Annotated in this window: 26 protein-coding genes and 1 pseudogene; 12 read left to right on the forward strand and 15 right to left on the reverse strand. The window is 66.8% G+C overall.

Translation table 11 applies throughout. The annotated features are described in order from the left end of the window. Positions 1-15 precede the first annotated feature (15 nt). The 6 genes from xth to pabB form a co-directional block, all read right to left on the reverse strand. Positions 16-801, reverse strand: a complete 786-nt coding sequence (xth, locus tag ELY12_RS07565) for an exodeoxyribonuclease III (protein ID WP_126176093.1) — start codon at positions 799-801, stop codon at positions 16-18. 256 nt (positions 802-1,057) lie between these two features. Further along, entirely contained in the window at positions 1,058-1,720 is a 663-nt protein-coding gene (locus tag ELY12_RS07570; protein ID WP_126176094.1) for a LolA family protein, read from the reverse strand. 65 nt (positions 1,721-1,785) lie between these two features. Beyond that, the gene (rpmG, locus tag ELY12_RS07575) at positions 1,786-1,953 is read right to left on the reverse strand and encodes a 50S ribosomal protein L33 (protein WP_126176095.1); all 168 of its coding nucleotides are present in this window, start codon (positions 1,951-1,953) and stop codon (positions 1,786-1,788) included. A gap of 126 nt (positions 1,954-2,079) precedes the next feature. Beyond that, complete coding sequence (gene arfB, locus ELY12_RS07580; protein WP_126176096.1) at positions 2,080-2,505, reverse strand: alternative ribosome rescue aminoacyl-tRNA hydrolase ArfB; 426 nt, start codon at positions 2,503-2,505, stop codon at positions 2,080-2,082. Next, complete coding sequence (locus ELY12_RS07585) at positions 2,498-3,148, reverse strand: RluA family pseudouridine synthase (protein WP_126176097.1); 651 nt, start codon at positions 3,146-3,148, stop codon at positions 2,498-2,500. The genes arfB and ELY12_RS07585 overlap by 8 nt, the downstream gene beginning before the upstream one ends. After that, positions 3,145-4,935, reverse strand: a complete 1,791-nt coding sequence (gene pabB, locus ELY12_RS07590) for an aminodeoxychorismate synthase component I (RefSeq protein WP_126176098.1) — start codon at positions 4,933-4,935, stop codon at positions 3,145-3,147. Before pabB ends, ELY12_RS07585 begins: the two co-directional genes overlap by 4 nt. A 110-nt stretch (positions 4,936-5,045) precedes the next feature. Here pabB and ELY12_RS07595 point away from each other — a divergent pair, with 110 nt between their 5' ends. From ELY12_RS07595 to ELY12_RS07615, 5 genes are all read left to right on the forward strand, one after another. Then, a complete protein-coding gene (locus tag ELY12_RS07595) occupies positions 5,046-6,632 on the forward strand; it encodes a helicase HerA-like domain-containing protein (protein WP_126176099.1) in 1,587 nt (528 codons plus the stop codon). 94 nt (positions 6,633-6,726) lie between these two features. Next, positions 6,727-9,387, forward strand: coding sequence for a M1 family metallopeptidase (locus ELY12_RS07600; RefSeq protein ID WP_126176100.1), 2,661 nt, complete (start codon positions 6,727-6,729; stop codon positions 9,385-9,387). Positions 9,388-9,462: 75 nt separating this feature from the next. Further along, on the forward strand, positions 9,463-10,164 hold the full coding sequence (locus tag ELY12_RS07605) for an endonuclease/exonuclease/phosphatase family protein (RefSeq protein WP_126176101.1): 702 nt from the start codon (positions 9,463-9,465) through the stop codon (positions 10,162-10,164). Between the two features lie 125 nt (positions 10,165-10,289). After that, positions 10,290-10,628, forward strand: coding sequence for a P-II family nitrogen regulator (locus ELY12_RS07610; protein WP_126176102.1), 339 nt, complete (start codon positions 10,290-10,292; stop codon positions 10,626-10,628). Positions 10,629-10,639: 11 nt separating this feature from the next. Beyond that, positions 10,640-11,950, forward strand: coding sequence for an ammonium transporter (locus ELY12_RS07615; protein ID WP_126176103.1), 1,311 nt, complete (start codon positions 10,640-10,642; stop codon positions 11,948-11,950). 66 nt (positions 11,951-12,016) lie between these two features. Here the strand turns inward: ELY12_RS07615 and ELY12_RS07620 are convergent, their stop codons facing one another. The 5 genes from ELY12_RS07620 to ELY12_RS07640 are packed head-to-tail and all read right to left on the reverse strand — an operon-like array spanning position 12,017 to position 16,175. Further along, positions 12,017-13,600, reverse strand: a complete 1,584-nt coding sequence (locus tag ELY12_RS07620; protein WP_126176104.1) for a GMC family oxidoreductase — start codon at positions 13,598-13,600, stop codon at positions 12,017-12,019. Between the two features lie 27 nt (positions 13,601-13,627). Then, positions 13,628-14,554 (reverse strand): sterol desaturase family protein, encoded by a 927-nt coding sequence (locus tag ELY12_RS07625; protein WP_126176105.1) that lies wholly within the window; start codon positions 14,552-14,554, stop codon positions 13,628-13,630. 10 nt (positions 14,555-14,564) lie between these two features. Further along, positions 14,565-14,960, reverse strand: a complete 396-nt coding sequence (locus ELY12_RS07630) for a hypothetical protein (RefSeq protein WP_126176106.1) — start codon at positions 14,958-14,960, stop codon at positions 14,565-14,567. Next, positions 14,957-15,391 (reverse strand): protein tyrosine phosphatase family protein, encoded by a 435-nt coding sequence (locus ELY12_RS07635; protein ID WP_126176107.1) that lies wholly within the window; start codon positions 15,389-15,391, stop codon positions 14,957-14,959. Before ELY12_RS07635 ends, ELY12_RS07630 begins: the two co-directional genes overlap by 4 nt. After that, a complete protein-coding gene (locus ELY12_RS07640) occupies positions 15,384-16,175 on the reverse strand; it encodes a TerC family protein (protein ID WP_126176108.1) in 792 nt (263 codons plus the stop codon). Before ELY12_RS07640 ends, ELY12_RS07635 begins: the two co-directional genes overlap by 8 nt. 252 nt (positions 16,176-16,427) lie before the next feature. Between ELY12_RS07640 and ELY12_RS14570 the strand changes: the two genes are divergently transcribed. The 7 genes from ELY12_RS14570 (at position 16,428) to ELY12_RS07675 (ending at position 23,315) form a co-directional block, all read left to right on the forward strand. Next, complete coding sequence (locus ELY12_RS14570) at positions 16,428-17,264, forward strand: cold-shock protein (protein WP_126176109.1); 837 nt, start codon at positions 16,428-16,430, stop codon at positions 17,262-17,264. Positions 17,265-17,382: 118 nt separating this feature from the next. Further along, on the forward strand, positions 17,383-18,573 hold the full coding sequence (locus ELY12_RS07650; RefSeq protein ID WP_126176110.1) for an aspartate aminotransferase family protein: 1,191 nt from the start codon (positions 17,383-17,385) through the stop codon (positions 18,571-18,573). Then, entirely contained in the window at positions 18,570-19,499 is a 930-nt protein-coding gene (gene argF, locus ELY12_RS07655; RefSeq protein ID WP_126176111.1) for an ornithine carbamoyltransferase, read from the forward strand. Before ELY12_RS07650 ends, argF begins: the two co-directional genes overlap by 4 nt. A gap of 44 nt (positions 19,500-19,543) precedes the next feature. Beyond that, positions 19,544-20,437: an Hsp33 family molecular chaperone HslO gene (gene hslO / locus ELY12_RS07660; protein ID WP_126176112.1), complete on the forward strand. Its 894-nt coding sequence runs from the start codon at positions 19,544-19,546 to the stop codon at positions 20,435-20,437. 97 nt (positions 20,438-20,534) lie between these two features. Beyond that, complete coding sequence (locus tag ELY12_RS07665) at positions 20,535-20,951, forward strand: DUF3617 domain-containing protein (protein WP_241229770.1); 417 nt, start codon at positions 20,535-20,537, stop codon at positions 20,949-20,951. Between the two features lie 41 nt (positions 20,952-20,992). Then, positions 20,993-21,679 (forward strand): 7-cyano-7-deazaguanine synthase QueC, encoded by a 687-nt coding sequence (gene queC, locus ELY12_RS07670; protein ID WP_126176113.1) that lies wholly within the window; start codon positions 20,993-20,995, stop codon positions 21,677-21,679. 22 nt (positions 21,680-21,701) lie between these two features. Beyond that, complete coding sequence (locus ELY12_RS07675; RefSeq protein ID WP_126176114.1) at positions 21,702-23,315, forward strand: MFS transporter; 1,614 nt, start codon at positions 21,702-21,704, stop codon at positions 23,313-23,315. On the opposite strand, the gene ELY12_RS07680 is transcribed toward ELY12_RS07675, so the two are convergent. From ELY12_RS07680 to ELY12_RS14285, 4 genes and pseudogenes are all read right to left on the reverse strand, one after another. Beyond that, the gene (locus tag ELY12_RS07680) at positions 23,302-23,838 is read right to left on the reverse strand and encodes a superoxide dismutase family protein (RefSeq protein ID WP_126176115.1); all 537 of its coding nucleotides are present in this window, start codon (positions 23,836-23,838) and stop codon (positions 23,302-23,304) included. The genes ELY12_RS07675 and ELY12_RS07680 overlap by 14 nt on opposite strands. 86 nt (positions 23,839-23,924) lie before the next feature. Further along, entirely contained in the window at positions 23,925-25,082 is a 1,158-nt protein-coding gene (locus ELY12_RS07685) for an OmpA family protein (protein ID WP_126176116.1), read from the reverse strand. A gap of 192 nt (positions 25,083-25,274) precedes the next feature. After that, positions 25,275-25,619, reverse strand: coding sequence for a DUF2793 domain-containing protein (locus ELY12_RS07690; RefSeq protein WP_126176117.1), 345 nt, complete (start codon positions 25,617-25,619; stop codon positions 25,275-25,277). Between the two features lie 58 nt (positions 25,620-25,677). Continuing rightward, positions 25,678-26,064: pseudogene (locus ELY12_RS14285) on the reverse strand (terminase large subunit domain-containing protein); the annotation flags it as partial. Positions 26,065-26,099 lie beyond the last annotated feature (35 nt).

A 26,099-nucleotide genomic window follows, 5' to 3' on the forward strand; every position in this document is an offset into this window, starting at 1 on the left:
CCGGGCTGGGCGCGGTCAGAGATCGAACTCCGTCACCAGCGGAATGTGATCGCTCGGGCTATCCCACCGGCGAGTGTCTTCGACCAGCCGGTGGCTCACCGCGTGCTTTGCCAGCTCGGGACTGGCCCACATATGGTCCAGCCGCCGCCCCTGATCCTTTTGCCGCCAGAAGCTGCGGTAGGACCACCAAGAGTAATTCCGCTCCGGAGCCGGGATGAACTGCCGGCCGAGATCGACCCAGCCGTGCGCGTCGCCGAAGCGGGTGAGCGCCTCGACTTCGACGGGTGTGTGGCTGACGACCTTCAGCAGCGCCTTGTGGTCGTAGACATCGCATTCGAGCGGGGCGACGTTGAAGTCGCCGACGATCAATGTCGGCCGGTCGAGCGCATCGGCCCAGTGGGTCATGCGCTCGAGGAAATCGAGCTTCTGGCCGAACTTCGCGTTCACCTCCCGGTCGGGCACATCGCCGCCCGCGGGAATATAGACATTCTCGACGATCAGGCCCGAGCCTTCAAGCTCGACACCCACATGGCGAGCCTCGCCGTTATCCTGCCAGTCGTGCCGCCCGAGTTCGCGGAACGGCAGCCGGCTGACGGTGGCGACCCCGTGATAGCCCTTCTGTCCGTGCACGGCCTGGTGGACGTAGCCGAGCTCCGCCAGCGCCTCGGCCGGAAACTGGTGCGGCTGGCACTTGATCTCTTGCAGGCAGAGCACGTCGACGTCCTGCTCGCGCAACATGCGCGCGACCTGGTCGATGCGCAGGCGGACCGAATTGATGTTCCAGGTGGCGACGGAAACCATGGGAGCCGGATAGGGAGCGCGCCGCCCCCTTACAACCTCAACAAAAAACCCTCGCACCGGGGGCATTGGTGCGAGGGTTCCTTGTAGCGTTCGTCACGCTTGCGCAGGTGGCCTCTGATGAGGTCAGGGCAACAGGGGGGAAACCCGCCTCAGACCGTCCTGCTGAACATGGTTTACGGCTGGCCGGCTTTCCGCCCCATGAACGCTTTGGCGCGGCTGGTCGCAGCCGGCGAACGGCGTTCGGGCAAGACGGTGCCTAGCGGCGACCAGTCGAGCGGCGCGGGTCCTTGAAGGTGAACGCACTGTCAGGGACGGCAACACCGTAGCGCTGATTGGTCAGCCGCACCGTGGTCCGGCCGTTCTGGGAATCGAGCGCGACCCAGTTGGTCAGTTGCAGCCCGCCCGGCGCGTTCGCGTTGCGCACGAAGATCAGCGTGATCACCCCGTATTCGGGGTGCTTGCTGTCCCTAACCTCGACGGTGACGACGTTGTCGGTCCCCGAGGGGATCAGCTTGCCGTACTTCTTCACGTCGCGATTGGGATCGAGCAGCGCGCCGAGCGGCGAGTTGCCGATCGGCCAGCGCTGGACCTGGTTGACCTCGTAATCGACCAGATAGAGCGACTTGCCGTTCGAGACGACGAGCATCTTGGCGCTCTTCTGATACTCAAAGCGGATCTTGCCCGGGCGCTTCAGGGTCAACACGCCCGACAGGGTCTGGCCCTTGCGGTCGGTCTGGGTGAAGTTCGCCGTCATGGTCGAGATACCGCGCAGCGCGGCGACCGCCTGATCGAGCTGGCTGGTCTGCGCCACGGCAGGGGCCATCGGCACTGCCAACATTGCGGCAGGCACGGAAACGGACAGCGCGCCGGCAATCGCGGCGCGCAAAGTGATCTTGGGAAATTCGTGCAAGGTAAACATGCTCCGGCGGTTAGCGTCGGGGCATTGAACCGCCACTGAACCCTGGTGGTTCCGGCGGTTCAGGATCACTTGATCTTGGCTTCCTTGAACTCGACGTGCTTGCGCGCGACGGGATCGTACTTGCGGAAGGTGAACTTTTCCGAGTGGTTGCGCGGGTTCTTCTTGGTAACGTAGAAGAAGCCGGTGTCGGCGGTCGAGACCAGCCGGATCTTAACGGTTGCGGGCTTCGCCATGGCGTTTTCCTGATCTGCTAGAGGGCCACAGCGGGCCACAAATACCAAGGGCGGCACACGCGCGCCGCCCGTCGGGGGCGCCCATTGGTGCAAACACCGGCGAAAGTCAAGCGCGCGGACGCCCCGCTACCACTCGACCTTGCCGCGCCCGGCCTTCACCACGCCGCGCGATTTCTTGGCCTTGATGCGCGCTTCCTTGCCCACCCGGTTGAGCCGGCTTTTGGCGCGCGGGGTGGGACGGTCATGCGCCTCGCGGATCAACGCCTCGAGCCGCTCGCGCGCGTCCGTGCGGTTCGCCTCCTGCGTGCGAAAGCGGCGCGCGGCGAGGACGATTTCGCCAGCCGCGGTCATGCGGCTTCCGGCGAGCGACTTGAGGCGGGCGAAGACGTCGGGCGACAAGCGAAGTGCGTAGGCGTCGACCCGTAGTTGCACCGCGCTCGCAACCTTGTTGACGTTCTGTCCGCCGGGCCCGGTGGCGGCGAGGAAGCTTTCGCGCGCGCTGGCCAAGGCGCGCTCGACCGCTGCATCCACCAGCGATTCGCCCTCAACCATCGGGGAATCCGAGTGCCGCGAAATCGGCCGGTAACGGTGCTTCCGCGACGATCGCAGGCTTCTCGCCTCGTGGGACCGTCAGGCCGGCAGCGTGAAGCATCGTGCGCGGGCCGGTCGCCTTGCTCCCATAAACCGGGTCGCCCGCGAGCGGCACGCCTAGCCCGGCCAGCGCATGGATACGAATCTGGTGCGTGCGCCCGGTCTCGGGGCGAAACTCGACCAGCGTACGGCCGCCCGCTACGGCCAGCCGGCGCCAGTGGGTGACGGCGGGCTTGCCCTTCTTGGCGGCGATCATCCGCCAGCCCTTATCCGCCGAGCTGATCTTCGATAGCGACAGCGCGATCGTGCCCTCGTCGCCGCTAATCTCGCCCGCGAGAATGCCGAGGTAGCGCTTCTCGACCTGCCGCTCCTCGAACGAGCGGGCGAACCGCGCCAGCGCTTTCGGATTGCGCGCAAGGAGCAGGCAGCCGGATGTGTCGGTATCGAGCCGGTGCACCGGCGCAGGCTCGCGCTGGAAGCCCAGCCGCAATTCGTCGAGATGATCCGCCAACGATCGGCCGCCGGCGCGCGGGCGATCGACCGGCAGGCCAGCGGGCTTGTCGATCACCAGCGCCTCGCCGTCCTCGAACAGGATCGGGATCATGCGAGCCGCGCCTGCATCAGGCCGCGCAGAGCGTTGCCGATCAGGAAGCCATCGACGAGGTCGCCGAGGGTCAGGTCGGCTTCGCGCGCTTGTCCGCTGTCGATTAGCGAACGGCGGAGCACGCCGGGGAGCAGACCGAGCGAAGCAGGCGGGGTCAGCAGCACGCCGTCGCGCTCGACAAACAGGTTGGTGAAGCTGCCCTCAGTCACGCGGCCGTCGTCGAGGACGAACAGCGCCTCGGTTGTCCCTTCATCGGCCGCCACCGCGCGCGCGCGATCGTAGAAATCGCGGTCAGTGGTCTTGTGCCGCAGGCGCCAGTCACCGGGATCGACCGGCAGCGGTAGGGCAATGCAGGCGACCGGTTCGGCGAACGGCTCGGGGAGGGGCGCCGCTTCGAGCGCCAATTCGCCCCGGTGCGATGCAAGGAGCCGGACTCGTGCAGGGCCGTCGAGATCGAAGCACAGCGCCTGGATACGGTTGCGTGCGACGTGCCGGTCGAATGTGAAGCCGAGCTCCGCGGCGCTGGCCTTGATCCGTTCGAGATGCAGTTCGAGCAGGGGAATGCCCTCGTTGGGAGTGAAGCGCATCGTCTCGATAAGGTCGAAGCCCGGTGCGGCGCGGGCAGCGAATCCAGCTTTGATCAGGCTTTCGCGAAATTCCGGCAGCGTCTCGCTGTCGGCGACGATGGCGGAGCCGACCCCGAGCACGGCGCTCCCTTGCGCGTTCTCGATCTCGGTCAGGCGCAGGGTGCGGATGGCGACATTGAACGCCGCCTCGCCGCCGGGCCCGATGCGGCCGATCGCCCCGCAGTACGGCCCCCGCGCGTCGCGCTCGACCTCGGCGATCAGCTCCATCGCGCGAATCTTGGGCGCGCCGGTGATCGATCCGCAGGGGAACAGCGCGCGAACCAGGTCCATCGCGCCATGCCCCTCGTGGAGCCGCGCGCGGACAGTGGTCACCATCTGGTGGACCGTCGGATAGCTTTCGACCGCGAAGGGGGCATCGACCCGGACCGATCCCGGCTCGGCGACGCGCGACAGGTCGTTGCGCATCAGATCGACGATCATCAGGTTCTCGGCCTTGTCCTTGACCGAGCTCGCCAACTCCTCCGCCAGCGCGGCATCTGCGCTCGTGTCGGCGGAACGCGGGCGCGTACCCTTCATCGGCTTGGCCTTGGCTTCGCCGTCGCGCAGGCTGAAGAACAGTTCGGGCGACAGGCTCAGCAGCCAGTGCTGTCCGTCGAACACCGCTCCGCCGTACCCCGCTCGGGCATGTTCGCGCAGCGCGGTATAGAGCGCTAGCGGATCGCCACGAAAGCTGCCGGCGAGCGGAAAGGTCAGGTTGGCCTGGTAGATGTCGCCGGCCCGGATCGCTTCCTGCAGCCGGTCGAAATCGTCGGCGTAACCACCGGGCGAAAGCTGCGGCACCAGGGGCCCGAGCGAGGCATGTCCACCGCCGTGCTCGCCCAACCACTGGGGCACATTCGCGGCGGGTATCGTCCGCGGCTCCTCGAACAGCCCGAGCCACACCAGCGGCCCGGCAGCGCCCGTCCGGCTGGCTGCGAGCGGCGCGAGTTTGCCTTCCAGCGCCAGGCCCGCTTCGTAGGCGATATAGCCGGCCAGCGTCCCGCCGCTGCTGCGCGCGGCGTCCGCTGCCGCGAGCACCTCGGCGACTTCCGCCGGTCGGCGGGCGACGAATATCTGGACGGGGTTCTCGAACACGTGCGCATCGGCCGCGCCGTCGCCGCGGGCATCGTCGAGCAATACGAAAGGGGCGCGCCCGGCCATCCCTTTCGCATTAGCGGCTTCGACCTCGCTGTCGAGTAACTGTGTCGCGGGAACTTGACCGGGGCGGAGCCGCCCCGCAGACGGAGCGCGCGCAGCGGGAGAATCGTGCGATGGGCGGGATATTCATCGGCCTGGCCGACAACGGCGAGAAGCAATTCCTCGAGCTGTCGCGCGCCAACCGCCACGGCCTCATCGCCGGCGCGACTGGCACCGGCAAGACGGTGACGCTGCAGGGCCTCGCCGAAGGCTTCTCGGCCGAGGGTGTGCCTGTGTTCCTCGCCGACGTAAAAGGCGATTTGAGCGGCATCTCCATGCCGGGCTCGCCCGCGTTCAAGAATGCCGCGGCGCTCGAGCAGCGCGCGCGCGATCTCGGCATGACCGACTATTCCTACGCCGATAATCCCGTCGTGTTCTGGGATCTCTACGGTCAGCAGGGCCACCCCATCCGCACGACGGTGTCGGAGATGGGGCCGCTCCTGCTCGGCCGCCTCCTCGATCTCAATGAGACCCAGCAGGGCGTGCTCGACATCGTCTTCCGCTTTGCCGACGAGCAGGGGCTGCTGCTGCTCGACCTCGAAGACCTGCAGGCCATGCTCGCGCATGCCAGCGAGCACGCGAGCGAATTATCGGCGCGGTTCGGCAATGTCACCAAGCCGAGCGTGGGCACCATCCAGCGGCAGGTGCTGAGTCTCGACAGCCAGGGCGGGGCGGAATTCTTCGGTGAGCCAGCGCTTGAGATCGCCGATTTCATCCGCACCGACGACAAGGGCCGCGGGATCGTCAACGTGCTCGCCGCCGACCGGTTGATGCAGAGCCCCAAGCTCTACGCGACGTTCCTGCTGTGGCTGCTCGCCGAATTGTTCGAGGCGCTGCCCGAGGTCGGCGATCCCGAGAAGCCCAAGCTGGTGTTCTTCTTCGACGAGGCGCACCTGCTATTCGACGAGGCTCCTGATGCGCTGCAGGACAAGATCGAACAGGTCGTACGCCTGATCCGCTCCAAGGGCGTGGGCGTCTATTTCATCACCCAGAACCCGATCGACATTCCCGAGAAGGTCGCGGGCCAGCTCGGCAACCGGGTGCAGCATGCGCTGCGCGCCTATACCCCGCGTGACCAGAAGGCGATCCGGGCAGCGGCAGAGACCTTCCGCATCAATCCCGAGCTCGATGTAGCTGAGGCCATCACCGAGCTGAAGACCGGCGAGGCGCTGGTCTCGACGCTGATGGAAGATGGCGCACCCTCGATCGTGCAACGCACGCTGATCAAGCCGCCGCGCAGCCGCATCGGCCCGATCGACGCCAAGGAGCGCGCAATCATCCAGTCGATCAGCCCGTTCTCGGGCAAGTACGATCAGCGGGTCGACCGCGAGAGCGCTGCGGAGGTGCTGGCGCAAAAAGCCACCGACGCCGCCGCGACCGCCGAGGAGGTCGAGGCAAGCAGCCGCGAAGAAGTCGGCCAGCGCGAGCGCAAGAGCACCAGCCTGTGGGGCAGCATGTTCGGCCGCGCCACCAAGGCGGCGGCAAGTGCAGCGGTGGGATCTGCCGCGACGATTGCCTCAGCCAAGATGCTGGGCAAGTCGTCGCGCTCCAATCCGATGCGCAACGCGGCGATTTCCGGAGCAGGCTCGCTCGCGACCAGCGTGGCGGGGCCATTCGCGGGCCGCTTCGTGCGCAACCTGATCGGTGGCCTGATGCGCTGATCGGCGCCAGTCGTCGGATCGTCGACAATCCAGTTGCGCCGCAGATGGTTGCGAGTGAAACCGTTCCGGCAAATAGTGTTCGAGGGGGGATTTTATGCGCTTGTTCTCGCTGTCCGCGGCATTGCTGGCGGGCGCCGCAGCGTTCGCCGCGCCGGCATTCGCGGCCGATGCCCCCACGGCCGACCCGGCAGTCATCGCGCTCGGCGCGGTTCCGCATGGACGGCTGACCGATGCGGTAGTCCCTTCGGCCTATCGGATCGACACGCGGTTCGATCCGGCAAAGGACGGGTTCTCGGGCGAGACTGAAATCGAAGTGACGCTGGCGCGTCCGAGCCGCTACATCGATCTGCACGGCCGCAACCTGACGATGAGCTCAGTAACCGCGACGGCAGGCGGCAAGAGCTACACCGGTCACTGGCACGAGGTCGATCCGACCGGCGTTGCGCGGCTGGTGTTCGACGAGGCGATCCCGGCGGGCAAGGCGACGCTCGCGTTCGCCTACACCGGCAAATACCAGGGCAATGCCAGCGGGCTGTTCCACGCCAAGGTGGGCGACGACTGGTACGGCTGGAGCCAGTTCGAATCGATCGACGCGCGCGCCGCGTTCCCCGGCTTCGACGAGCCTGGCTTCAAGGTGCCATTTACGCTCACCATCCGCACCCCGCCCGGCCAGACCGCGGTGAGCAATGCGCCTGAGGTTTCGAGCACGCTCGAGGATCGCTGGCAAGTTCACCGCTTTGCGCCGACGCTGCCCCTGCCGACATACCTGGTCGCGATGATGGCTGGGCCCTTCGCGGTGGTGGAGGGCGAGGTGCCGCCCACACCGCAGCGCGCCACGCCGCTGCCGTTGCGGATCGTCTCGACCAAGACCAATGCCGCCAACCTGCAGTTCGCGCTCGAGAACTCGAAGCCGATCGTGCAGCATCTCGAAGCCTACTTCGGGCAGGCGTTCCCCTATCCCAAGCTCGACCAGATCACCTCGCCGCTGATGGGCGGGGCGATGGAGAATGCCGGCGCCGATCTCTACGGCGACGGCATCCTGGTGATGAACGATGCTGCGCCGGTCGACCAGAAGAAGCTCTTCGGCATGGTTGTCGCGCACGAGCTGTCGCACCAGTGGTTCGGCGATCTGGTGACGCCGAGCTGGTGGGATGACATCTGGCTCAATGAGAGCTTCGCCAACTGGATGGGCTTCACCATCGGTGGCGAGTGGCGGCCCGACCTGAGCATCGGCGAAGGCGCGCTCGAGGAAGGATTCGCCGCGATGAGCACCGACGCGCTCACCGCCGGGCGACCGATCCACCAGCCGATCGAGACCAACGACCAGACCGATTCGGCGTTCGATTCGATCACCTACGGCAAGGGCGGTCACGTCATCTCGATGATCGCGGCGTTCTTGGGGCCCGACAAGTTCCGCGCCGGCGTGCGCGATTACATGGCCGCGCACCGCTATGGAAATGCCACCAGCAAGGACTTCTTCGCCGCGATGGCCAAGTCCGCGGGCGATCCGCGGTTCACCGCGGCGATGCAGAGCTTCACCGATCAGCAGGGGGTGCCGCTGATCACCGTCAGCGGAGCGGACGGCAAATACACCATCAGCCAGAGCCGCTATGCTCCCCTTGGGGTCACCGCGCCTGCCACCACCTGGGGCGTGCCCGTGTGCATGCGCCGCGGCGACGCGCGCGATTGCCAGTTGCTGACCGACCGCAGCGCGCCCTTCGCCATCGCCGGCTCGGACCCGCTGATGCCCAACGCTGGGGGGACCGGATACTACCGCTTCGAACTGCCGGCGAAGGACTGGGACGCGCTGATCGCCACCGCCGATACGCTCGGCGCGGCCGAGGCAATGGCGCTCGCCGACAGCTTCGATGCAAGCTTCCGAGCCGGCCGCGCGACCCCGGCGCAAGCCATCGCGCTCGCCGAAAAGCTCAAGGCCAACCCCGACTCCTACGCGAGAGGGTGGGCGACGAATTCGCTCGCACCGCTCCGGCGATCGGGAATTCTGGATCAGGAGGCGGCCGCCCACTATCGCCGGTGGGTCGGCGACCTCGCCCGCAAGGATTTTGCGGCGCTGGGCTTCGATCCGGCGGCGGGCGCCTACACGGGCGGCGACCCGGCCGATCTGCAGCGCCGGGAGAGCGCGGTCGGGGACCTCGCCTTTGCGCGCGACACGGCGGTCGAGGCGACGCTCGACCGGGCGGCGGCTGCTTACCTCGCTGGCGATGCCAAGGCGCTCGACCCGGCATTCATGAGCCTGGCGCTCGAGGCGTACGTCCGCAAGGGCGGCCTCGCCGCGGCCAAGACGCTGGCCGACGCCGCGCTCAAATCAGAAGACCCGGTGTTCCGACCCGCAGCCTTGGGCGCAATCTCGGGTTCGGGCGACGCGACCATCGCGCGGTGGGTGCTCGACGAGTTTACCGACAAACGGCTCCGGGCGACCGAGCGCCTTTATGCGGTGCTGGGAGTTGCCGGCGCGGTCGAGACCCGCGACCTCGGGTATGATTGGCTGTCCGCCCATTTGAAGGACCTGATGGCGGGGTCGAGCGGCATCTTCTTCGCAGGCGCCGCGCCCGGCGCGCTCGGCGGTTTTTGCTCGACCGTCAAGGCGGACGAGATCGCCGAGCGGTTCCGGCCGCTGTTCGCGAACACCCCGGGTGCGCTTTCGCTCGAGCGGGCGATCGAGAGAGTGCGGAACTGCGGCGCGTTGAAGGACGCGCGCGGGGCGGAGATCAACGCGGCCGTGAAGCGGCTCTAGCGGGAAGAGCCGGCGTAGCGGACAGATCGCGGTGATGCGGGACCGTTCGCGAGCGAGCGGCGTTCCTACCGACACGTGCAGCTGACGTTCGCCAGTTACAACATCCACAAGGCCGTGGGGAACGACGGGAAGCGCGATCCCGATCGCATTCTCGCGGTGCTGCGCGAGCTCGATGCCGACGTGATTGCGCTCCAGGAATGCGACCGCCGGTTCGGCGCGCGCGAGAGCGTGATCGACCGCGCGGCGCTGGAAGAGACGGCGTGGCAGGCGCTCCCGGTAGCGCGCCGGCCGCATAGCCTGGGGTGGCACGGGAATGCGCTGCTCGTGCGCAAGCACTTCGAGGCTCTTGAGGCGCACGCCGTCGAACTGCCGCGGCTCGAACCGCGCGGGGCGGTGCGGGGCGACTTTTTGGCAAACGGCGTGCGGCTGCGCGCAGTCGGCGTTCACCTCGACCTGTCCGGGCTAAGGCGGCGCGATCAGGTGCGCGCGATCATCAAGCACGTCGAAGCCTGTGAGCACGGCTGTCCGACCGTCTTGATGGGCGATTTCAATCAATGGGGCGCGGGCACCGGCGCGATGCGCGAGCTCGCGAGCGGGTGGCACTCGTTGACGCCCGGCCGCAGCTTTCCGGCCAACAATCCCGTCGCCCAGCTCGACCGGGTGGTCGCCTGTCATCGCTGGAAGGTGGTTGCGCAGGGGGTGCACCACAGCGCGCTGGCGGCCCAGGCTTCTGATCATCTGCCGGTCTGGGCGCGGCTGGAGCTGCCTGCCGAATAGGCATTGCCTATTTTCGCGGCACGAAATCTCCGCGAGGCGGCTCCACTTCCGGCGACGATCTCAGTTGGCACGCCTTTTGCTGCACCTGCGAAGCCGGTTCGATCCGGCGCAGCAGGGAGGCAGGCGTGAAGTTCATCATCGCCGTGATCAAACCGTTCAAGCTCGACGAGGTGCGCGAGGCGCTGTCGGGCATCGGCATCGCCGGAATGACCGTGACCGAGGTCAAGGGCTTCGGCCGGCAAAAGGGCCAGACCGAAATCTACCGGGGTGCCGAATACTCGACCAACATGCTGCCCAAGGTGAAGATCGAACTCGCCACCAGCGACGCGCTGGCGCCGCAAGTGGTCGAGACGATCCAGTCGGTCGCGCGCACCGAGGCGATCGGCGACGGCAAGATTTTCGTCCTCGACCTCGCCTCCGCCACCCGCATCCGCACCGGCGAGACCGGCGATACCGCACTGTGAGGGACCGTCCAATGATCCGCAGAATTCTTGCCGGCGCGCTCGTCGCAGGCACAGCTCTCCTCGCCGTCCCCGCCTATGCGCAGGAAGCGGCGGCCAAAGTCGCCAATCCCGGCAACAATGCCTGGATGATGACCTCGACCATCCTCGTCCTGATGATGATCCTGCCCGGTCTCGCGCTGTTCTACGGCGGGCTCACCCGGTCGAAGAACATGCTGTCGACGATGACCCAGATCGGCGCGGTCGCCTGCCTGGCGATGCTGGTCTGGGTGATGTGGGGCTACGGCATGGCCTTCGGGCCGGAAGGCAACGCCTTCGTCGCCTGGGGCAAGTTCTTCCTCGCCGGGGTTACCTCCGACAGCACCGCGGCCACGTTCTCCGACGAGGTGATCAGCGAATACGTGTTCATCTGCTTCCAGATGACATTCGCGGCGATCACCGCCGCGCTGGTGCTCGGCTCGACGGTCGAGCGAATCAAGTTCTCGGCGGTGATGGTGTTCGCGGCCATCTGGCTCACCATCGTCTACTTCCCGATCGCGCACATGGTGTGGGCGGGCGGCGGCCTGTTCTTCGAGATGGGCGCGCTCGATTTCGCCGGCGGCACGGTGGTGCACATCAACGCCGGCGTCTCGGCGCTGGTCGCCGCGATCATGCTCGGCAAGCGCAAGGGCTACCCGGCCGAACCGATGCCGCCGCATTCGCTGACGCTGACGATGGTCGGCACCGGCCTGCTGTGGGTGGGCTGGTTCGGGTTCAACGCCGGCTCGGCGCTCGAGGCGAACGGCTCGGCGGGCCTGGCGATGATCAACACCTTCGTCGCCACCGCCTCGGCCGCGCTGTTCTGGATGCTCACCGAGCGGGCGATGGGCCACAAGGGCTCGGCGCTGGGCTTCTGCTCGGGCATCGTGGCGGGTCTCGTCGCGGTGACCCCGGCGGCGGGCAACGTGGGCGTCTTCGGCGCGATCGTGCTCGGCGCGCTGGCCTCGGTGATCTGCTTCTTCGCGGTCTCCAAGCTCAAGCCGATGTTCGGCTACGACGACGCGCTCGACGCCTTCGGCATCCACGGCATCGGCGGGATGATCGGCGCGATTGGCACCGGCATCCTGCACGACCCGCTGTTCGGCGGGCCGGGCGATGGTTCGGTCGGCATGGGCGCCCAGACGCTGGTGCAGATCGAGGCGGTCGGCACCACCATCGTGTGGGCCGCGGTCGGCACCGCGATCGCCATCACGATTGCCAAGGCCGTCACCGGCCTGCGCGTTACCCCGGAGGTCGAATACGACGGCCTCGACATCGGCGAGCACGGGGAGCGCGCCTACAACTGATTTGACGAGGTTCCTCCTGCGAACACCGCCTTCGACGGGCCGGAGCGCAATGCTCCGGCCCCTTTTTTATGCAGCGAGCGACGCTTTCACGAAGTCGGCACAGCGTTCGCCGATCATGATGCTCGGCGCGTTGGTATTGCCCGAGACCAGCCGCGGCATGATCGAGGCGTCCGCGACCCATAGTCCTGCGATCCCGCGCGCCTTGAGCGTCGGGTCGACCACGCTGTCGGCATCGCCGCCCATCCGGCAGGTGCCGACCGGGTGGTAAACAGTGTCGGCGCGGTTGCGGATGAGCTCATCGAGCGCCGCGTCGTCGTTGATGTCGATCGGATAGCGATCCTGCGGCGCGTACTCCTGCAGCGCGGGCGCTTCGGCGATGCGGTGTGACAGGCGCACGCCCGCGCGCAGGGTCGCGAGATCGCGCTCGTCGTCGAGGAAGTTGGGATCGATCAGCGGCGCTGCCGTCGGATCGGTGTTCGCCAGCCGCACGGTGCCGCGGCTTTCGGGGCGCAGGACGCAGGCGTGAAGCGAGAAGCCGTGGCCCTTCACTTTGGTCCGCCCATGATCTTCGAGCATCGCGGGGACGAAGTGCCACTGGATGTCCGGCGCCGGCGCGCCGGGCATGACAGTCCAGAAGCCGCCGGCCTCGGCGAAGCAGGTGGTCATGATGCCGGTGCGCTTGCGGCGATGCTCGAGCACAGCCTTGGCCATGCGGAACGTGCCCGCGAGACTGTCGCCGAAGAAGTCCCGGCTCTTGCTTTCCCAGCTCGAGACGTAGTCGATGTGGTCTTGCAGATCGGCACCGACCGCCGGCCGGTCGAGCGCGACGTCAATGCCCATCTCGTGCAAGTGCTGGGCAGGCCCGATGCCCGACAGCATCAGGATCTGCGGGCTGTTGAACGCGCCCGCGGACAGCACCACGCCTCGTGCGTGGATCGTGCGCTCCTTGTTGCCGACGAGATAGGTCGCGCCGGTCACCTGGCCGTCCGCAATCTCCAGACGCTTGACGGTAACCCCGATGCGCACGTCGAGATTGCGGTTGCCCCGTAGCGGCTCGACGTAGGCGCGCGCGGCGGACCAGCGCTCGCCGCCCTTCTGGGTGACCTGGTAAAGCCCGAATCCGTCCTGCTTCGCGCCGTTGAAATCGGCGTTGTGCGGCAGTTGAAGCTGTGTTGCAGCTTCGACGAAAGCGAGGCTGCCAGGGTTGGCATGGTGCTGGTCGGCGACGTTGAGCGGGCCATGGTCGCCGTGGAAGGCATCCGCGCCGCGTTCATTGTGCTCGGCGCGCTTGAAGTAGGGCAGCACGTCCTCGAAGGCCCACCCGGTGCAGCCCAGCGCCGCCCAGTTGTCGTAATCCCACGCGTTGCCGCGGATGTAGACCATCGCGTTGATCGCGCTCGACCCGCCGAGGCCCTTGCCGCGCGGCTGGTAGCCAGTGCGGCCATTGAGGCCCTTCTGCGGAACGGTCTCGAACCGGTAGTTCGACTTCTCGTCGATGAAGGGCATAAACCCGGGCGTCTTGACCCGCATGTTGTCGTTGCGGCCTCCGGCTTCGAGCAGGCAGACCGTCTTGCCGCTCTGCGCGAGCCGGCCCGCGACCGCGCTGCCCGCACTGCCGCCGCCGACGACGATGACGTCGAATGTGTCCATGACCCTAACCTCTCCTTTACGGAAACGTTAGGCAGCCTCTTGGCGATCCGCAATCGGGTTTTCGGGCGCAACCGATTGCCGGCGCGCTTCCCAGCGGGCGCGGATCATGCCGCTGGTCTCGCGACTGCCGTCGTGACTCCAGCCGGGCTCGCGGATCAGGTAGGACAGCTTGTGCCGCCACGGCGCGCGCCACATATCCTGCGCGATGCCGATCCACTCGTGGAATACCGAATGCAGCAGATTGAAGCTGCCGAGCTGCTTGACGATGCCGTAACGGATGCGTTCGTCGTCCACCTCGGGCTCGAAGGTGCCGAACAGCTTGTCCCACACGATGAACACGCCGGCATAGTTGCGGTCGAGGTAGCGCGGGTTGGTCGCGTGATGGACGCGGTGGTGGCTGGGCGTGTTCATCACCGCCTCGAACCAGCGCGGCATCCGGCCGATCGCCTCGGTATGAATCCAGAACTGGTAGATCAGGTTGAACCCGCCGACGATGGCGATCATCACCGGGTGAAAGCCGAGCAGCACCAGCGGCAGCTTGAACGCGAACCCGAGCGTCAGAAATCCGGTCCAGGTCTGCCGCAGCGCGGTCGACAGGTTATAGTGCTGGCTCGAGTGGTGATTGACGTGGCTCGCCCAGAACCACCGCACCCGGTGGCCGAACCGGTGGATCCAGTAGTAGGCGAGGTCGTCGAGTACGAAGCACACCGGCCACGCCCACCACTGCCAGCCGATGTCGAACAGGCGGAACTGCCACGCCCACAGGAAGAGGGCCAGGAACACACCGCCGGTGAGCAATCCCGCGACCGTGCTACCGAGTCCGAAGGCGAGGCTGGTGAGGGTATCGCGCGGCTCGTACGCCTCGCGCCGCAATTTGCGCGCCCAGATCATCTCGATCAGGACGAGGAGGACGAACCCGGGCACGGCGTAGTCGGTGGGCGAGAAGTGCGGCATCGCGCGGCCCTTATAACCGCCTGAGGCTCGCCGCCCAAGCGGGTGCTTGGTCGCCGAGGTCGAGGGTGATGGTCCCGAAGCGCGTCTCGCCAGTGCCGACCGTGATCAGGTTGCGGTCGAGCCGAACATGCAAATGATTGTCGAGCAGGCGGGAGGCGAAGTGCGCGCCGTGGCGACGCAGCAGCATCACGCGCCCCTGCGCATCGCGGGCCAGCGCGCCCATGCCGCTGCGGTCGATCGCCATATCGACCGGATCGAACCCGCATAGGGCCTCTTCGGCCAGTTCGCGCAAGTGAGCCTCGTCCCGGATCCTCGTGTCACCGCCCAAGCCGAGCTTGTGCGCAATCCACGCGAGCGCGAGAATCGCGACCAGAGAGCCGCCGAACTGCAGCAGCTCGGCGTTCATTTCGCGGCGGCGAGGGCGTCCATCGCGGGGCGCACCGGCGCAACGTCATAGCCTGCCTGGGCGGCCGCGGCGGCGAGCGCCTCGGGGTCGTCGCCCATTTCGGCCTTCGCGAGCGCCCACAGCAACGTCGACCGTGTGCCTGAGCGGCAATAGCCAAGCACGGTCCCCTCCGCACCAGCGAGCGCCTCGGCCAGCTTGGCGACCTGCGGATGGCTGAAGCCCGAGTGGCCGATGGGAATTTCAAGGTAGTCGATCCCGGCCGCCCGCGCGGCCGCTTCGATTTCGGTGCCGGGCGTCTGATCGTCGCTTTCGCCTTCGGGCCGGTTGTTGACGATCAGCGTCACCTCGGCGTCTTTCGCCGCTGCGACATCCGCAACCGTAATCTGCGGGCTCGCCAGCATCGTATCGGAGAGGCGGCGGAAATCAGGCATCGGGGGCTCCCTTCTGGCGCCGCTTGCGCTGAGCCATGTTGAGCCCCTCGACCGCGACCGAGAAGCCCATCGCGGCGTAGATGTAGCCCTTGGGCACGTGGAAGCCGAACGCGTCGGCGATCAGGACGAAGCCGATCATCACCAGGAACGCCAGCGCCAGCATCACCAGCGTCGGGTTCTTCTCGATGAATTTTGCGAGCGGGTCGGCGGCGAACAGCATCACGGTCACGGTGATGATCACCGCCGTGATCATGATCGGCACGTCGTCGGTCATGCCGACCGCGGTCAGGATCGAATCGACCGAAAAAACGATGTCGAGCGCGATGATCTGCGCGATCGCCGCGCCGAAGGCGATCTGCGCCGGGCCCTTCGTCTTGTCGAGCAACTCGCCCGAATCCTCCTCGGGCGAGACCGCGTGGTGGATTTCCTTGGTCGCCTTCCACAGCAGGAACAGACCGCCGGCGAACAGGATCAGGTCGCGGCCGGAGAAGGCTGTCTCGAAGGCAGGCTCGCCGTGCGCGCCTTCCGGACCGACGAGGCCCAAATCGAACAGCGGCTGCTGCAGCGTCACCAGCCAGCCGATCAGCAGAAGGAGCAGGATACGCATGATCAGCGCGAGGCTGAGCCCAATGCGCCGCGCCTTGGTCTGCTGCTCGGGCGGCAGCTTGTTGGAGAGGATCGCGATGAACACGAGGTTGTCGATCCCGAGCACGATCTCGAGCGCGACCAGGGTGATGAGCGCCAGCCAGGTGGAGGGCTCGGAGAACAGGGCGATGAGGTCCATGGACGGTTCATTGCCGGTCCGATGCGTGCGAGGCAAGCACCGTCGCTTTTGCCGAAATGACACATTCATGCGCCACGAAGGGCCGTGCGGTTAAATCGTTCGCGCAGGGCCGACTCTTGCGCTATGAACGCCGCTTGATCGACGGGGAGGATGGCCGGAAATGGCTCGTCCGCCCCGCCCCGGTGCGCTCCGTCCGCGTCTCCCGGGAAAGGCGAAACGGGCGGCGAGGCAGGCGAAGGTACGTTTTTAGGCATGGGTTACGATAAAGGGCGGCGCCGCGGTAAGGACAAGCGCGACGGATTTGGCGAAGACAGCTTCGATCCGTTTGGCGGCGGCGGCGGTGACTTCGGGGGCGGTGACCGCGGCGGCTTCGGCGGCGGCGACCGTGGAGGTTACGGTGGTGGCGGCGGCGGCAGCTACGGCGGCGGTGGTGGCGGCGGCTACGGCGGCGGTCAGCGCAGCGGCGGCTTCGGTGGAGGCGGCGGCGGTGGCCGCGGCTTCGGCGGTGGCGGCGGTGGTGGTGGCGGCGGTTTCAACCGCATGCCCCCGCAGGTCGTTGGTGCCGGCAAGGGCACGGTGAAGTTCTTCAACGCCCAGAAAGGCTTCGGCTTTGTGGCGCAGGAAGGCGGCGGCGAGGATGTGTTCGTGCACATCAGCGCGGTCGAGCGTGCCGGCCTTACGGGCCTCGGCGAAGGCCAGGAGCTGGCGTTCAACCTGGTCGATCGCGGCGGCAAGATTTCCGCGCAGGACCTGCAGATCGTCGGCGACGTGGTTCCGGTAACCGATCGTGGTCCGCGGGAAGATCGTGGCGACCGCGGTGATCGCGGCGGCTTCGGCGGCGGCGCGGGCGCTCCGCGGCGCGAGCTGACCGGCGAGAAGGCGACCGGCACGGTCAAGTTCTTCAACTCGATGAAGGGTTTCGGCTTCCTCGTCCGCGATGATGGCCAGCCCGATGCGTTCGTGCACATCAGCGCGGTCGAGCGTTCGGGCCTCTCGGGCCTCAACGAAGGCGAGAAGTACGAATTCGATCTCGAGGTCGATCGACGAGGCAAGCACTCGGCGGTCAACCTGGTGCCCGTACAGGGCTGATCGTCGGCGAAACCCCCGGTCGTTTGACCGGGGTAGCGCCCACCTCTAACGGTGCGAATGGCGGCTCTTCGGAGCCGCCATTTGTCGTTGTGAATTCCCAATCTCGAAGGAAAGTCCGATGTCGATCACCCCGCTGATGCCCGTCTACCCCCGGTGCGGCGTGCGGCCCGTGCGCGGCGAGCATTGCCACCTGATCGACGAGGACGGCACCCGCTACCTCGACTTCGCGAGCGGCATCGCGGTCAACCTGCTCGGGCATAGCCACGAAGGGCTGATTGGGGCGATCCAACGCCAAGCCGCTACGCTGATGCATGTGTCCAACCTCTACGGCAGCCCGCAGGGTGAGAGCCTCGCGCAGCGGCTGGTCGACCTGACCTTCGCCGACACGGTGTTCTTCACCAACTCGGGCGCCGAGGCGGTGGAGTGCGCGATCAAGACTGCGCGCGCCTATCACCAGCACGTCGACAACGACGACAAGTACGAGCTGATCACGTTCAAGAACGCGTTCCACGGCCGCACGATGGCGACCATCAGCGCGTCCAATCAGGACAAGATGCACAAGGGCTTCATGCCCCTGCTCGCCGGCTTCAAGTACGCCGAGTTCGACGACCTCGAGAGCGCCAAGGCGCTGATGGGGCCGAACACCGCGGGCTTTCTCGTGGAGCCGATCCAGGGTGAAGGCGGTATCCGGCCCGCATCGGACGAATTCATGCAAGGACTGCGCAAGCTCGCCGACGACAACGACCTCATGCTGGTACTCGACGAAGTGCAGTGCGGCGTTGCGCGCACCGGCCGGATGTACGCTTATGAGCACTACGGCATCGAGCCCGACATCCTCGCCACGGCCAAGGGCATCGGCGGCGGATTTCCGCTTGGCGCGTGCCTTGCGACCGAGAAGGCCGCACGCGGCATGGTTATCGGCAGTCATGGCTCGACCTATGGCGGTAATCCGCTGGCGATGGCTGCGGGCAATGCGGTCCTCGACGCGGTCGGCAACGACGCGTTTCTCGCTGAGGTGCGCGAGAAGGGCGAGCGGCTGCGCAGCCGGCTCGAACAGTTCATCGGCAACTACCCCGAGCTGTTCGAAGGCGTGCGCGGCAAGGGCCTGATGCTCGGGCTCAAGATGAAGTCGGAAAGCCGCCCGTTCTACGCGCATCTTCGCGACAACCATCAGCTGCTGACGGTGGCGGCGGGCGACAACACGCTGCGCGTATTGCCGCCGCTGGTCGCGGGCGACGCCGAATTCGACGAGTTCTTCGACCGGCTCTCCGCCGGCGCGGCGAGCTACCAGCCCGCCGAAGCGGCATGACCGCGCGGCATTTCCTCGATCTCGGCGATGCCGGTGCCGAGGCGGTGCGGGCGATGCTCGCCGACGCGCACACCCGCAAGTCCGCGCGGCAGGGTTGGCCTAAGGGCAAGTCCGACGCCGATGCGCCGCTCGCCGGCCATGTGCTGGCGATGATCTTCGAGAAGAATTCGACCCGCACCCGCGTGAGCTTCGACATGGCGATGCGCCAGCTCGGCGGCAGCGCGCTGATCATGGACGCCGGAAGCACGCAGCTCGGCCGCGGCGAATCGCTCGCCGACACCGCGCGGGTGCTCAGCCGCATGGTCGACGCTATCATGATCCGCACCGACGACCACGCCAAGATCGAGGAACTGGCGCATCACGCGACCGTGCCGGTGATCAATGGCCTGACCGATCAGTCGCATCCGTGCCAGATCATGGCCGATCTGCTGACCATCGAGGAGCAGGGGATGAGCCTCCGGGGTCTCGAACTGGCTTGGCTCGGAGACGGCAACAATGTGCTGCACTCGATCCTTGAGGCAGCGGGCCTGCTGGGATTCAACGTCCGGGTCGGCACGCCCCAAGGTTACGAGCCGGACAATCGCTTCGTCGCTCAAGCGCGCGCGGCCGGGGCTACCGTCACGCTTACCCGCGATGCGGCCGAGGCAGCCAACGGCGCGGACATCGTCGTGACCGACACCTGGGTCTCGATGGGCCAGGACCATGCGCACAACAAGCTGGCGGCGATGGCGCCGTACCAGGTCAATGCTGCGCTGATGGCCGGCGCCAAGCCCGATGCGCGCTTTCTGCATTGCCTTCCCGCCCACGTCGGTGAGGAAGTCGATGCCGAGGTATTCGAAAGCGACCGCTCGGTCGTCTTCGACGAGGCCGAGAATCGCATTCACGCGCAGAAGTCAGTGCTGCTTTGGTGCCTCGGCGAGCTGTAACCGGCTAGATTGCGTCAGCGCCTGCCATCCCCATATGGCCGGCGATGATTGAAGCGCCTGAAACCTACGCCGATCGCCTGCTCGGCTTCTCGATCCCCTCGCGGCATGCTCGGGGGCGCGCTGTGCGGCTGGACGCCGTGCTCGACGAAATTCTTTCTGCGCACGCCTATCCGCCGGCCATCACGCACCTGCTCGCCGAGGCGCTGGTGCTCGCGGCGCTGATTGGCGGCTTGCTCAAGGAAGATAGCGCGCAGCTCACGTTGCAGGCGCAGACCGAGGGCGGTGTCGTGCGCTTGCTGGTATGCGACTGGCAAGGCGGTAATTTGCGAGGGTACGTCGATTTCGACGCCGACCGGCTCGCAGCGCTGGGCGCCAATCCGTCGCTCTACGCCCTGTTCGGCAAGGGCTATCTGGCCATGACCTTCGACCTGCCCGAGGGCAAGGGCCGCTATCAGGGGATCGTGCCGCTGGAGGGCGAATCGCTGGCGCAGGCCTGCGAGAGCTATTTCAGCCAGTCCGAACAGTTGCCGACGTTGATCCGTACGGCGGTGCGCTCGAACGGCTCGCACACCGTCGCGGGCGGGATCGTAGTCCAGCACCTTGCCGACGGGGAAGAAGGGCGCGAGCGGCTCCATGTCCGCATGGATCATCCCGAGTGGGAGCATGTCGCGACGCTGGCGGGCAGTACGCGCCACGATGAATTGCTCGATCCCGAACTGTCGCTTGAGGCGCTGGTGTGGCGGCTCTTTCACGAGGAAGACCAAGTCCGCGTCGAACGCGGCGCGCAGCTTGCTCGCGGATGTCGCTGCTCGGACGAACACTACCGCGCTGTCATTTCGCGTTTCCCTGAAGAAGAGCGAGCCGAGATGCGCAACGACGAGGGCGTGATCGTGGTCGACTGCGCGTTTTGTTCGCGCAGCTTCCCGATCCGGGACTAACGGCTCATCGTTCAGACGGAACACTTTATCGCGCGGCTGGTTCTGTGCTAAAGGCCGTGCCGGTCGAAACTTCGCGGGCGCACGGTGGAGTTCATTGATGCGACTGAAGACCATTACCGGTCGGCGATCCGCCGTGATCGCGGCCGGCCTCTACGCAACCGGAATACTGACGCCCGCCGCGGCGCAGGGTCCTTCGCTTGCCATGCTCACTGGGCTCGACGATGGCCAGTGGGAGGTGCGCTATCGCGACGGCACCGCGCCGCGCAAACTGTGCGTGCGCTCTGGGCTCGAACTGATTCAATTGCAGCACGCCGATAGCGGCTGCAGCCGCTTTGTGGTCGAAGATGGCGCCAATGCGGTGACTGTCCAATATACCTGCCGCGGCAACGGTTACGGCCGCACCAGCGTGCGCCGTGAGAGCAACAGCCTGGTCCAGATCGACAGCCAGGGCATCGCCGGCGGGCTGCCGTTCCAGTTCTCGGCTGAAGCGCGCAAGGTCGGCGCCTGCCGCTGACCGCGGTTGCCGCGCTGCGCGGCAAGGCTTAGCGGGCCCGAATGCAATCCGAGACGAAAAGTGCGGTGGTCCTGCTATCGGGCGGGCTCGATTCCATGGTGGTGGCTGGGCTGGCGCGCGAGCAGGGCTTCGGCGTGCTGGCGCTGACGATCGACTACGGCCAGCGTCATCGACGCGAACTGGCGTCCGCGAAACTCGTCGCCGGCGCGATCGGCGTCGAGCGCCATGTCGTTCTCCCGCTTGACCTGCGCGCGTTCGGCGGGTCGGCGCTGACGGCGGATATCGCGGTTCCAAAGGACGGTGTGGGGTCGGACATCCCCGTTACGTATGTGCCCGCGCGCAATCTCGTGTTCCTGTCGCTCACTGTAGCTTTCGCGGAAGCGAGCGGCGCGCATGACGTGTTCATCGGGGTCAATGCGCTCGATTATTCGGGCTATCCCGATTGCCGGCCCGAGTTCATCGCCAGTTTCGCGGAGACCGCGCGCCTGGGAACCCGCGAAGGCGCGGAAGGGCGGCCGTTCACGATCCACGCGCCGCTGCAGCACATGACCAAGGCGGACATCGCGCGGGAGGCCGCGCGGTTGGGGCTCGACACGGGGCTTTCGTGGTCGTGCTACGATCCGACCGACGACGGCCTCGCCTGCGGTACCTGCGACAGTTGCCGGTTGCGGCAAAAGGGCTTCGCCGAAGCGGGATTGACGGATAGGGTGGCTTACGCCGGGGCCTGACCGGCATGCCGGGAGAGACCCTTTGACCGATCCGAACGCGGCCGCCGAAGGCGCTCCGCAAGACGCCCCTGTCCCGGCCTATAGCTGGTACGCGCTGAGCGTACTGGTGTTGATCTATGTCCTGAACTTCGTCGACCGGCAGATCCTCTCGATCCTCGCCAACGACATCAAGCGTGACCTGCACGTCGACGATGCCTTCCTGGGCTTTCTCTACGGCACCGCCTTCGCGATTTTCTATGCGCTGTTCGGCATTCCGCTCGGCAAGCTGGCCGACAGCTGGAAGCGCGTGCGACTGATGAGCATCGGGCTGGCACTGTGGTCGCTGATGACCGCATTCTCCGGCTTCGCCCGCAACGGCGCGATGCTGACCGGCGCGCGCATCGGCGTCGGCGTGGGTGAGGCCACCGCCAGCCCGTCCGCCTATTCGCTCATCTCCGACTGGTTCCCCGCCCGCCTGCGCGCGACCGCGCTCGCGATCTATTCATCGGGATTGTACTTCGGGGGCGGCGTCTCGCTGCTGATCGGTGGGCTGATCGTCGAGAGCTGGAACAAGGCCTATCCGAACGGCGGCCCGCTTGGCCTGGTTGGCTGGCAAGCCGCATTCGTGTGGGTCGGCGTCCCCGGCCTGCTCCTCGCGCTATGGGTTCTGACCCTGCGCGAGCCGGTGCGGGGCCTGATCGATGGCATGCCGAGCGAAGAGGACCCGGCGCCGTTCCGGGGTTTCTTCGAAGAGCTGATGCTGATCATTCCGCCGTTCACGTTTGTCGGCGCATTGCGGCGCGGACCGGGCGCACTGGCGATCAACGTGCTGGCTGCGGTCGGCTTCGCCGCGGCTGCCGTGCTGCTGACAAAGCTGATCTATGCCGGTCCGGGCGCCATCATACCGGCGGTATCGGATCAGTGGCTGTTTCTCGGGATCGGCTACTACGCCGTGTTCAGCTGGGCGACGGCGCTGCGCTCACGCGACTTGCCGACCTTCCGCCTGACCTGGGGCTCGCCCGCATTCCTTGCGACGATCCTCGGCTACGGCGTGGTCTCGTTCATGTCCTACGCCAGTTCGTTCTTCGCCGCGCCTTATGGCGAATTGGCGTTCTCCATTCCCAAGACCGAGATCGGCTGGCTGCTCGGTGCGCCCGCTGCCGTCGCGGGCTTCCTGGGAGTCATTGCGGGCGGGCGCGCGGCGGACTGGTTGTTTGCCCGTCATCCGGCGGGCCGGCTGTTCGTCGTTATGTTCGGGCTCGTGGCGCCGCTGCCGGTAGTGTGGGTACTGTTCACCACGCCCGATCAGAAGGTATTCTTCATTTGCGCGAGCCTCAGCCAGTTCCTCGCCGCCAGCGCACTCGGCGCGGCCGCCGCGACCAGCCAGTCGCTGGTCCTGCCCCGGATGCGCGGTGTGGCGACGGCAACCTTCTTCCTGGCCACCACTCTGGTCGGCCTCGCGCTCGGGCCATTTCTTGCCGGGTGGATTTCGGCGACGCACGGCGGCGACGTTTCGTTCGGCGTGCGCTCGGTCCTATGGGCCGGCCCGATCGGGTTTGTCTGCCTGCTGGCTGCCATCCGCCTGGTGCCGGAGGCTGCACGCTCGCTGATAGAACGGGCCGAAGCGGCCGGCGAAGGAGCGCTCAGGCCGGCTTGATCACCCCGCAGGCGATCCGGGCACCGGAATTGCCCGAGGGATCGGTCTTGTAGTCGTCGGGATCGGCGTGGACGACGATCGAGGCCCCGTCGGTATCGAACAGCCAAGCCCGCACTTCCTCAGGCGTGCCCGAGAGGTCGGCGGTCAGCGCGCCGCTGCCGCCGGACTGGATCACCACATTGGGCAAGTCGCCCTCGTGCTTCCCGTCAGCCGCTAGCGAGCCGTGGTGCCGTCCGAGCGGGTTGAGGTGCCCGCCCGCCGAGGCAAAATCGGGCCCGTTGCAAGCGCCCACCGTATGCAGATGGATGCCATGCGCGCCCGGGGCAATACCGGTGAGCCCGACCGCGAGCGTGACTCGACTCCCTGCGGCGACGATTTGCGCGCTGCCAGCCGGTTGGCCATTCGCGAGCGTCAGCGTCGCGCTTCCGATCCGCTGCCCGGGCAGATCCGCAACCGTGTTGCACCCGGCAAGCGCTAGCGCGAGGGGAGCGGTGACAAGGGCGACAGGCAGGCGATGAGACATGCGGGCAACTCCAGGACGGTTCGATAGTCAAACGAAAAAGGGGCCGGATTTCTCCGGCCCCAATCGTTTTTCGGCTGAGCCGAAGCTTACATGCCCGAACCCGGACCGTAGGTGATTTCCACCCGGCGGTTCTGGAGTTCGCGCACGCCGTCCGCGGTCGGAACGCGCGGCTGCGATTCGCCGAAGGCTTCGGTCGTGATCCGGCCGTCCGGAACGCCGCGCCCAGCCATGTAGCTGCGCACGTTGTTCGCACGACGCTGCGACAGACCCACGTTGTACGTCGCCGTACCCGAACGGTCCGCGTGACCGGCGAGCATGACCGACGCCGCACCGCAGTTGGCGTAAGCCGAAACCGCGTTGTTGAGGATCGTCGCGGCTTCCGGAGTGATGTCCGCCTTGTCCCACTCGAAGAACACGATGTACGGGCCCTTGTTGCAGACCGGAGCGGTAACCACCGGCGGGGGCGGCGGGGGCGGCGGCGGCGGAGTCGGACGAGCCGGGCAAGTCGCGTCCATCGGCAGCTGTGTGCCGTCCCAGCAGGTCTGCATCGGGGCCGGAGCGCCGCCGAAGTTGAACCCGATGGTGCCGAGGATCGAGTGCGAACGCCACTTGGCGCTGGCTTCGCGGCCGAGGCTGTCGACGACATCGTTGTTGCTGGTGTTGAAGAAGCGATACTTCAAGCCGACGTCGATGGTGTCGGTGAGCGGAGCGCGCACACCGGCGAGCAGCTGCCAGGCGAAACCGCTGTCCGAATCGTCGAGGAAGCCCGCGCCGGCCGTATCGACGGTCACGCCGTCGAACTTGGTGCGCGCCACACCGACACCGCCGCCGACGAAGCCCTGCAGGCCATCGTCGTCACCGAAATCGGCGAGGGCGTTGACCATGAAGCTCAGGACGCTCGAATCGCCATCGGCGCCAAGCGTGGTGTTACGGTAGATGAAGCCACCCGGCGCGCCGAGGACGCCAGCCGCGCCGATCTGCAGGTCCTGGATGTCCGCCGCACGATAGCTGCCTTCCGCTTCGAGGCGGATGAAGCCGAAGTCATAACCGACGATGCCGCCGAAGTCATAACCCTTGTGGTGGTCGACGTGAACCGCGTTGGTCGCGGCCGGCAGATCGAATTCGATGTCTTCAACGATCATCGGACCGCCATCGAGTTCGACATACCACGCGCCATCACGCGCGAGAGCAGGCGATGCAATGGCAGTCGATGCCATCGCCATGCCAATGACGAGTTTCCGCATTATATAATTCCCCTTTTTAGCGAATTTGAGCCATCGAGCGGCCCGATTTCTAACTTTTCCCCATCAACGAGGCAAGCGGGCTTTGACTCCAAACTGTTGCAAGAAGGCATCGTTTGGCGACAAACACGAAAAAATCTTGTTTTCCAACCCTCCTTGTCCCCGCCGAACGCCTGCTCGTGGGGAATGTTCCCATCACTCGGCCGGGAATATTCCGGCATCGCGCAAAGCCTGGATTAGTGTGGCAATCGTGCCACGGGCCTCTTGGTCGACAATGGCTCCGCCACCCGGCAGATCGGGCGCGGCCACCTGCCTCCATCCGTCCGAATAGACGAGGAAATGCCGCGCAGCGCGGTGGTACAAACGCATTCCCTCGACGGGAGCGGCAAACACCCACGTCCCGCCGACGAAGCCCGCGAGACCATGCGGGTGGCCGGCGAAGATGCCGCTCGGCTCACCGCCGACCAGCCAGCACTGGCCCTCGCCCGGATCGCTCGGCGGCACATCGACCTCGCCCTCGATGGCCGGATGCAGCAACATGTCCAGCAGCGCATGAGCGGCGTTGACGGTTGCCTCCTTTTGCGATTGCCCGGGGTGCGTGGCTGTGCTGCGGACCGCGCAGGGTCTCGGGCTCACCCGCGGAATAGAGCCAGGCGATCGCGCCGTTCTCCCACGTCAGCTTGCGCAAGCTCGGCTCGAACACCGGGGCGAGCGCGCCGGGCGCGGCGGCGAGCACCCCGCTGTCGCCTTCCACCATCACGTTGCGCACTTCGGTCAGGCTCGCGCCGACCAGCGCGATCCGCGCATTGCCGTCCTGGCGGGCGACGTCGCGCACCCATTCGGCCCCGGCGCGGGTCTTGCCGAAGCCGCGCCCGGCGCAGATCAGCCAGGTGCGCCATGCCTGTTCGGGCGGGAGCTGCTCGTCGCGCGCCCAGCCTTCCCAATAGTAGCTGCCGAGCGCGGCGAGCTCGTGCGGTGCGAGCAGCCGGGCGAGCTCCTCGCGCTCGGCGTCGGCGGCCG

It is taken from the genome of Tsuneonella rigui, from assembly GCF_003958625.1.
GTDB classification, from domain to species: Bacteria; Pseudomonadota; Alphaproteobacteria; order Sphingomonadales; family Sphingomonadaceae; genus Tsuneonella; species Tsuneonella rigui.

What these genes read in the sequence shown, in the direction of transcription:
- xth (WP_126176093.1), bottom strand. Translation starts at nt 801, where the DNA reads ATGGTTTCCGTCGCCACCTGGAACATCAATTCGGTCCGCCTGCGCATC.
- ELY12_RS07570 (WP_126176094.1), bottom strand. Translation starts at nt 1,720, where the DNA reads ATGTTTACCTTGCACGAATTTCCCAAGATCACTTTGCGCGCCGCGATT.
- rpmG (WP_126176095.1), bottom strand. Translation starts at nt 1,953, where the DNA reads ATGGCGAAGCCCGCAACCGTTAAGATCCGGCTGGTCTCGACCGCCGAC.
- arfB (WP_126176096.1), bottom strand. Translation starts at nt 2,505, where the DNA reads ATGGTTGAGGGCGAATCGCTGGTGGATGCAGCGGTCGAGCGCGCCTTG.
- ELY12_RS07585 (WP_126176097.1), bottom strand. Translation starts at nt 3,148, where the DNA reads ATGATCCCGATCCTGTTCGAGGACGGCGAGGCGCTGGTGATCGACAAG.
- pabB (WP_126176098.1), bottom strand. Translation starts at nt 4,935, where the DNA reads ATGGCCGGGCGCGCCCCTTTCGTATTGCTCGACGATGCCCGCGGCGAC.
- ELY12_RS07595 (WP_126176099.1), top strand. Translation starts at nt 5,046, where the DNA reads ATGGGCGGGATATTCATCGGCCTGGCCGACAACGGCGAGAAGCAATTC.
- ELY12_RS07600 (WP_126176100.1), top strand. Translation starts at nt 6,727, where the DNA reads ATGCGCTTGTTCTCGCTGTCCGCGGCATTGCTGGCGGGCGCCGCAGCG.
- ELY12_RS07615 (WP_126176103.1), top strand. Translation starts at nt 10,640, where the DNA reads ATGATCCGCAGAATTCTTGCCGGCGCGCTCGTCGCAGGCACAGCTCTC.
- ELY12_RS07620 (WP_126176104.1), bottom strand. Translation starts at nt 13,600, where the DNA reads ATGGACACATTCGACGTCATCGTCGTCGGCGGCGGCAGTGCGGGCAGC.
- ELY12_RS07625 (WP_126176105.1), bottom strand. Translation starts at nt 14,554, where the DNA reads ATGCCGCACTTCTCGCCCACCGACTACGCCGTGCCCGGGTTCGTCCTC.
- ELY12_RS07630 (WP_126176106.1), bottom strand. Translation starts at nt 14,960, where the DNA reads ATGAACGCCGAGCTGCTGCAGTTCGGCGGCTCTCTGGTCGCGATTCTC.
- ELY12_RS07635 (WP_126176107.1), bottom strand. Translation starts at nt 15,391, where the DNA reads ATGCCTGATTTCCGCCGCCTCTCCGATACGATGCTGGCGAGCCCGCAG.
- ELY12_RS07640 (WP_126176108.1), bottom strand. Translation starts at nt 16,175, where the DNA reads ATGGACCTCATCGCCCTGTTCTCCGAGCCCTCCACCTGGCTGGCGCTC.
- ELY12_RS14570 (WP_126176109.1), top strand. Translation starts at nt 16,428, where the DNA reads ATGGGTTACGATAAAGGGCGGCGCCGCGGTAAGGACAAGCGCGACGGA.
- ELY12_RS07650 (WP_126176110.1), top strand. Translation starts at nt 17,383, where the DNA reads ATGTCGATCACCCCGCTGATGCCCGTCTACCCCCGGTGCGGCGTGCGG.
- argF (WP_126176111.1), top strand. Translation starts at nt 18,570, where the DNA reads ATGACCGCGCGGCATTTCCTCGATCTCGGCGATGCCGGTGCCGAGGCG.
- hslO (WP_126176112.1), top strand. Translation starts at nt 19,544, where the DNA reads ATGATTGAAGCGCCTGAAACCTACGCCGATCGCCTGCTCGGCTTCTCG.
- ELY12_RS07665 (WP_241229770.1), top strand. Translation starts at nt 20,535, where the DNA reads ATGCGACTGAAGACCATTACCGGTCGGCGATCCGCCGTGATCGCGGCC.
- queC (WP_126176113.1), top strand. Translation starts at nt 20,993, where the DNA reads ATGCAATCCGAGACGAAAAGTGCGGTGGTCCTGCTATCGGGCGGGCTC.
- ELY12_RS07680 (WP_126176115.1), bottom strand. Translation starts at nt 23,838, where the DNA reads ATGTCTCATCGCCTGCCTGTCGCCCTTGTCACCGCTCCCCTCGCGCTA.
- ELY12_RS07685 (WP_126176116.1), bottom strand. Translation starts at nt 25,082, where the DNA reads ATGCGGAAACTCGTCATTGGCATGGCGATGGCATCGACTGCCATTGCA.
- ELY12_RS07690 (WP_126176117.1), bottom strand. Translation starts at nt 25,619, where the DNA reads ATGTTGCTGCATCCGGCCATCGAGGGCGAGGTCGATGTGCCGCCGAGC.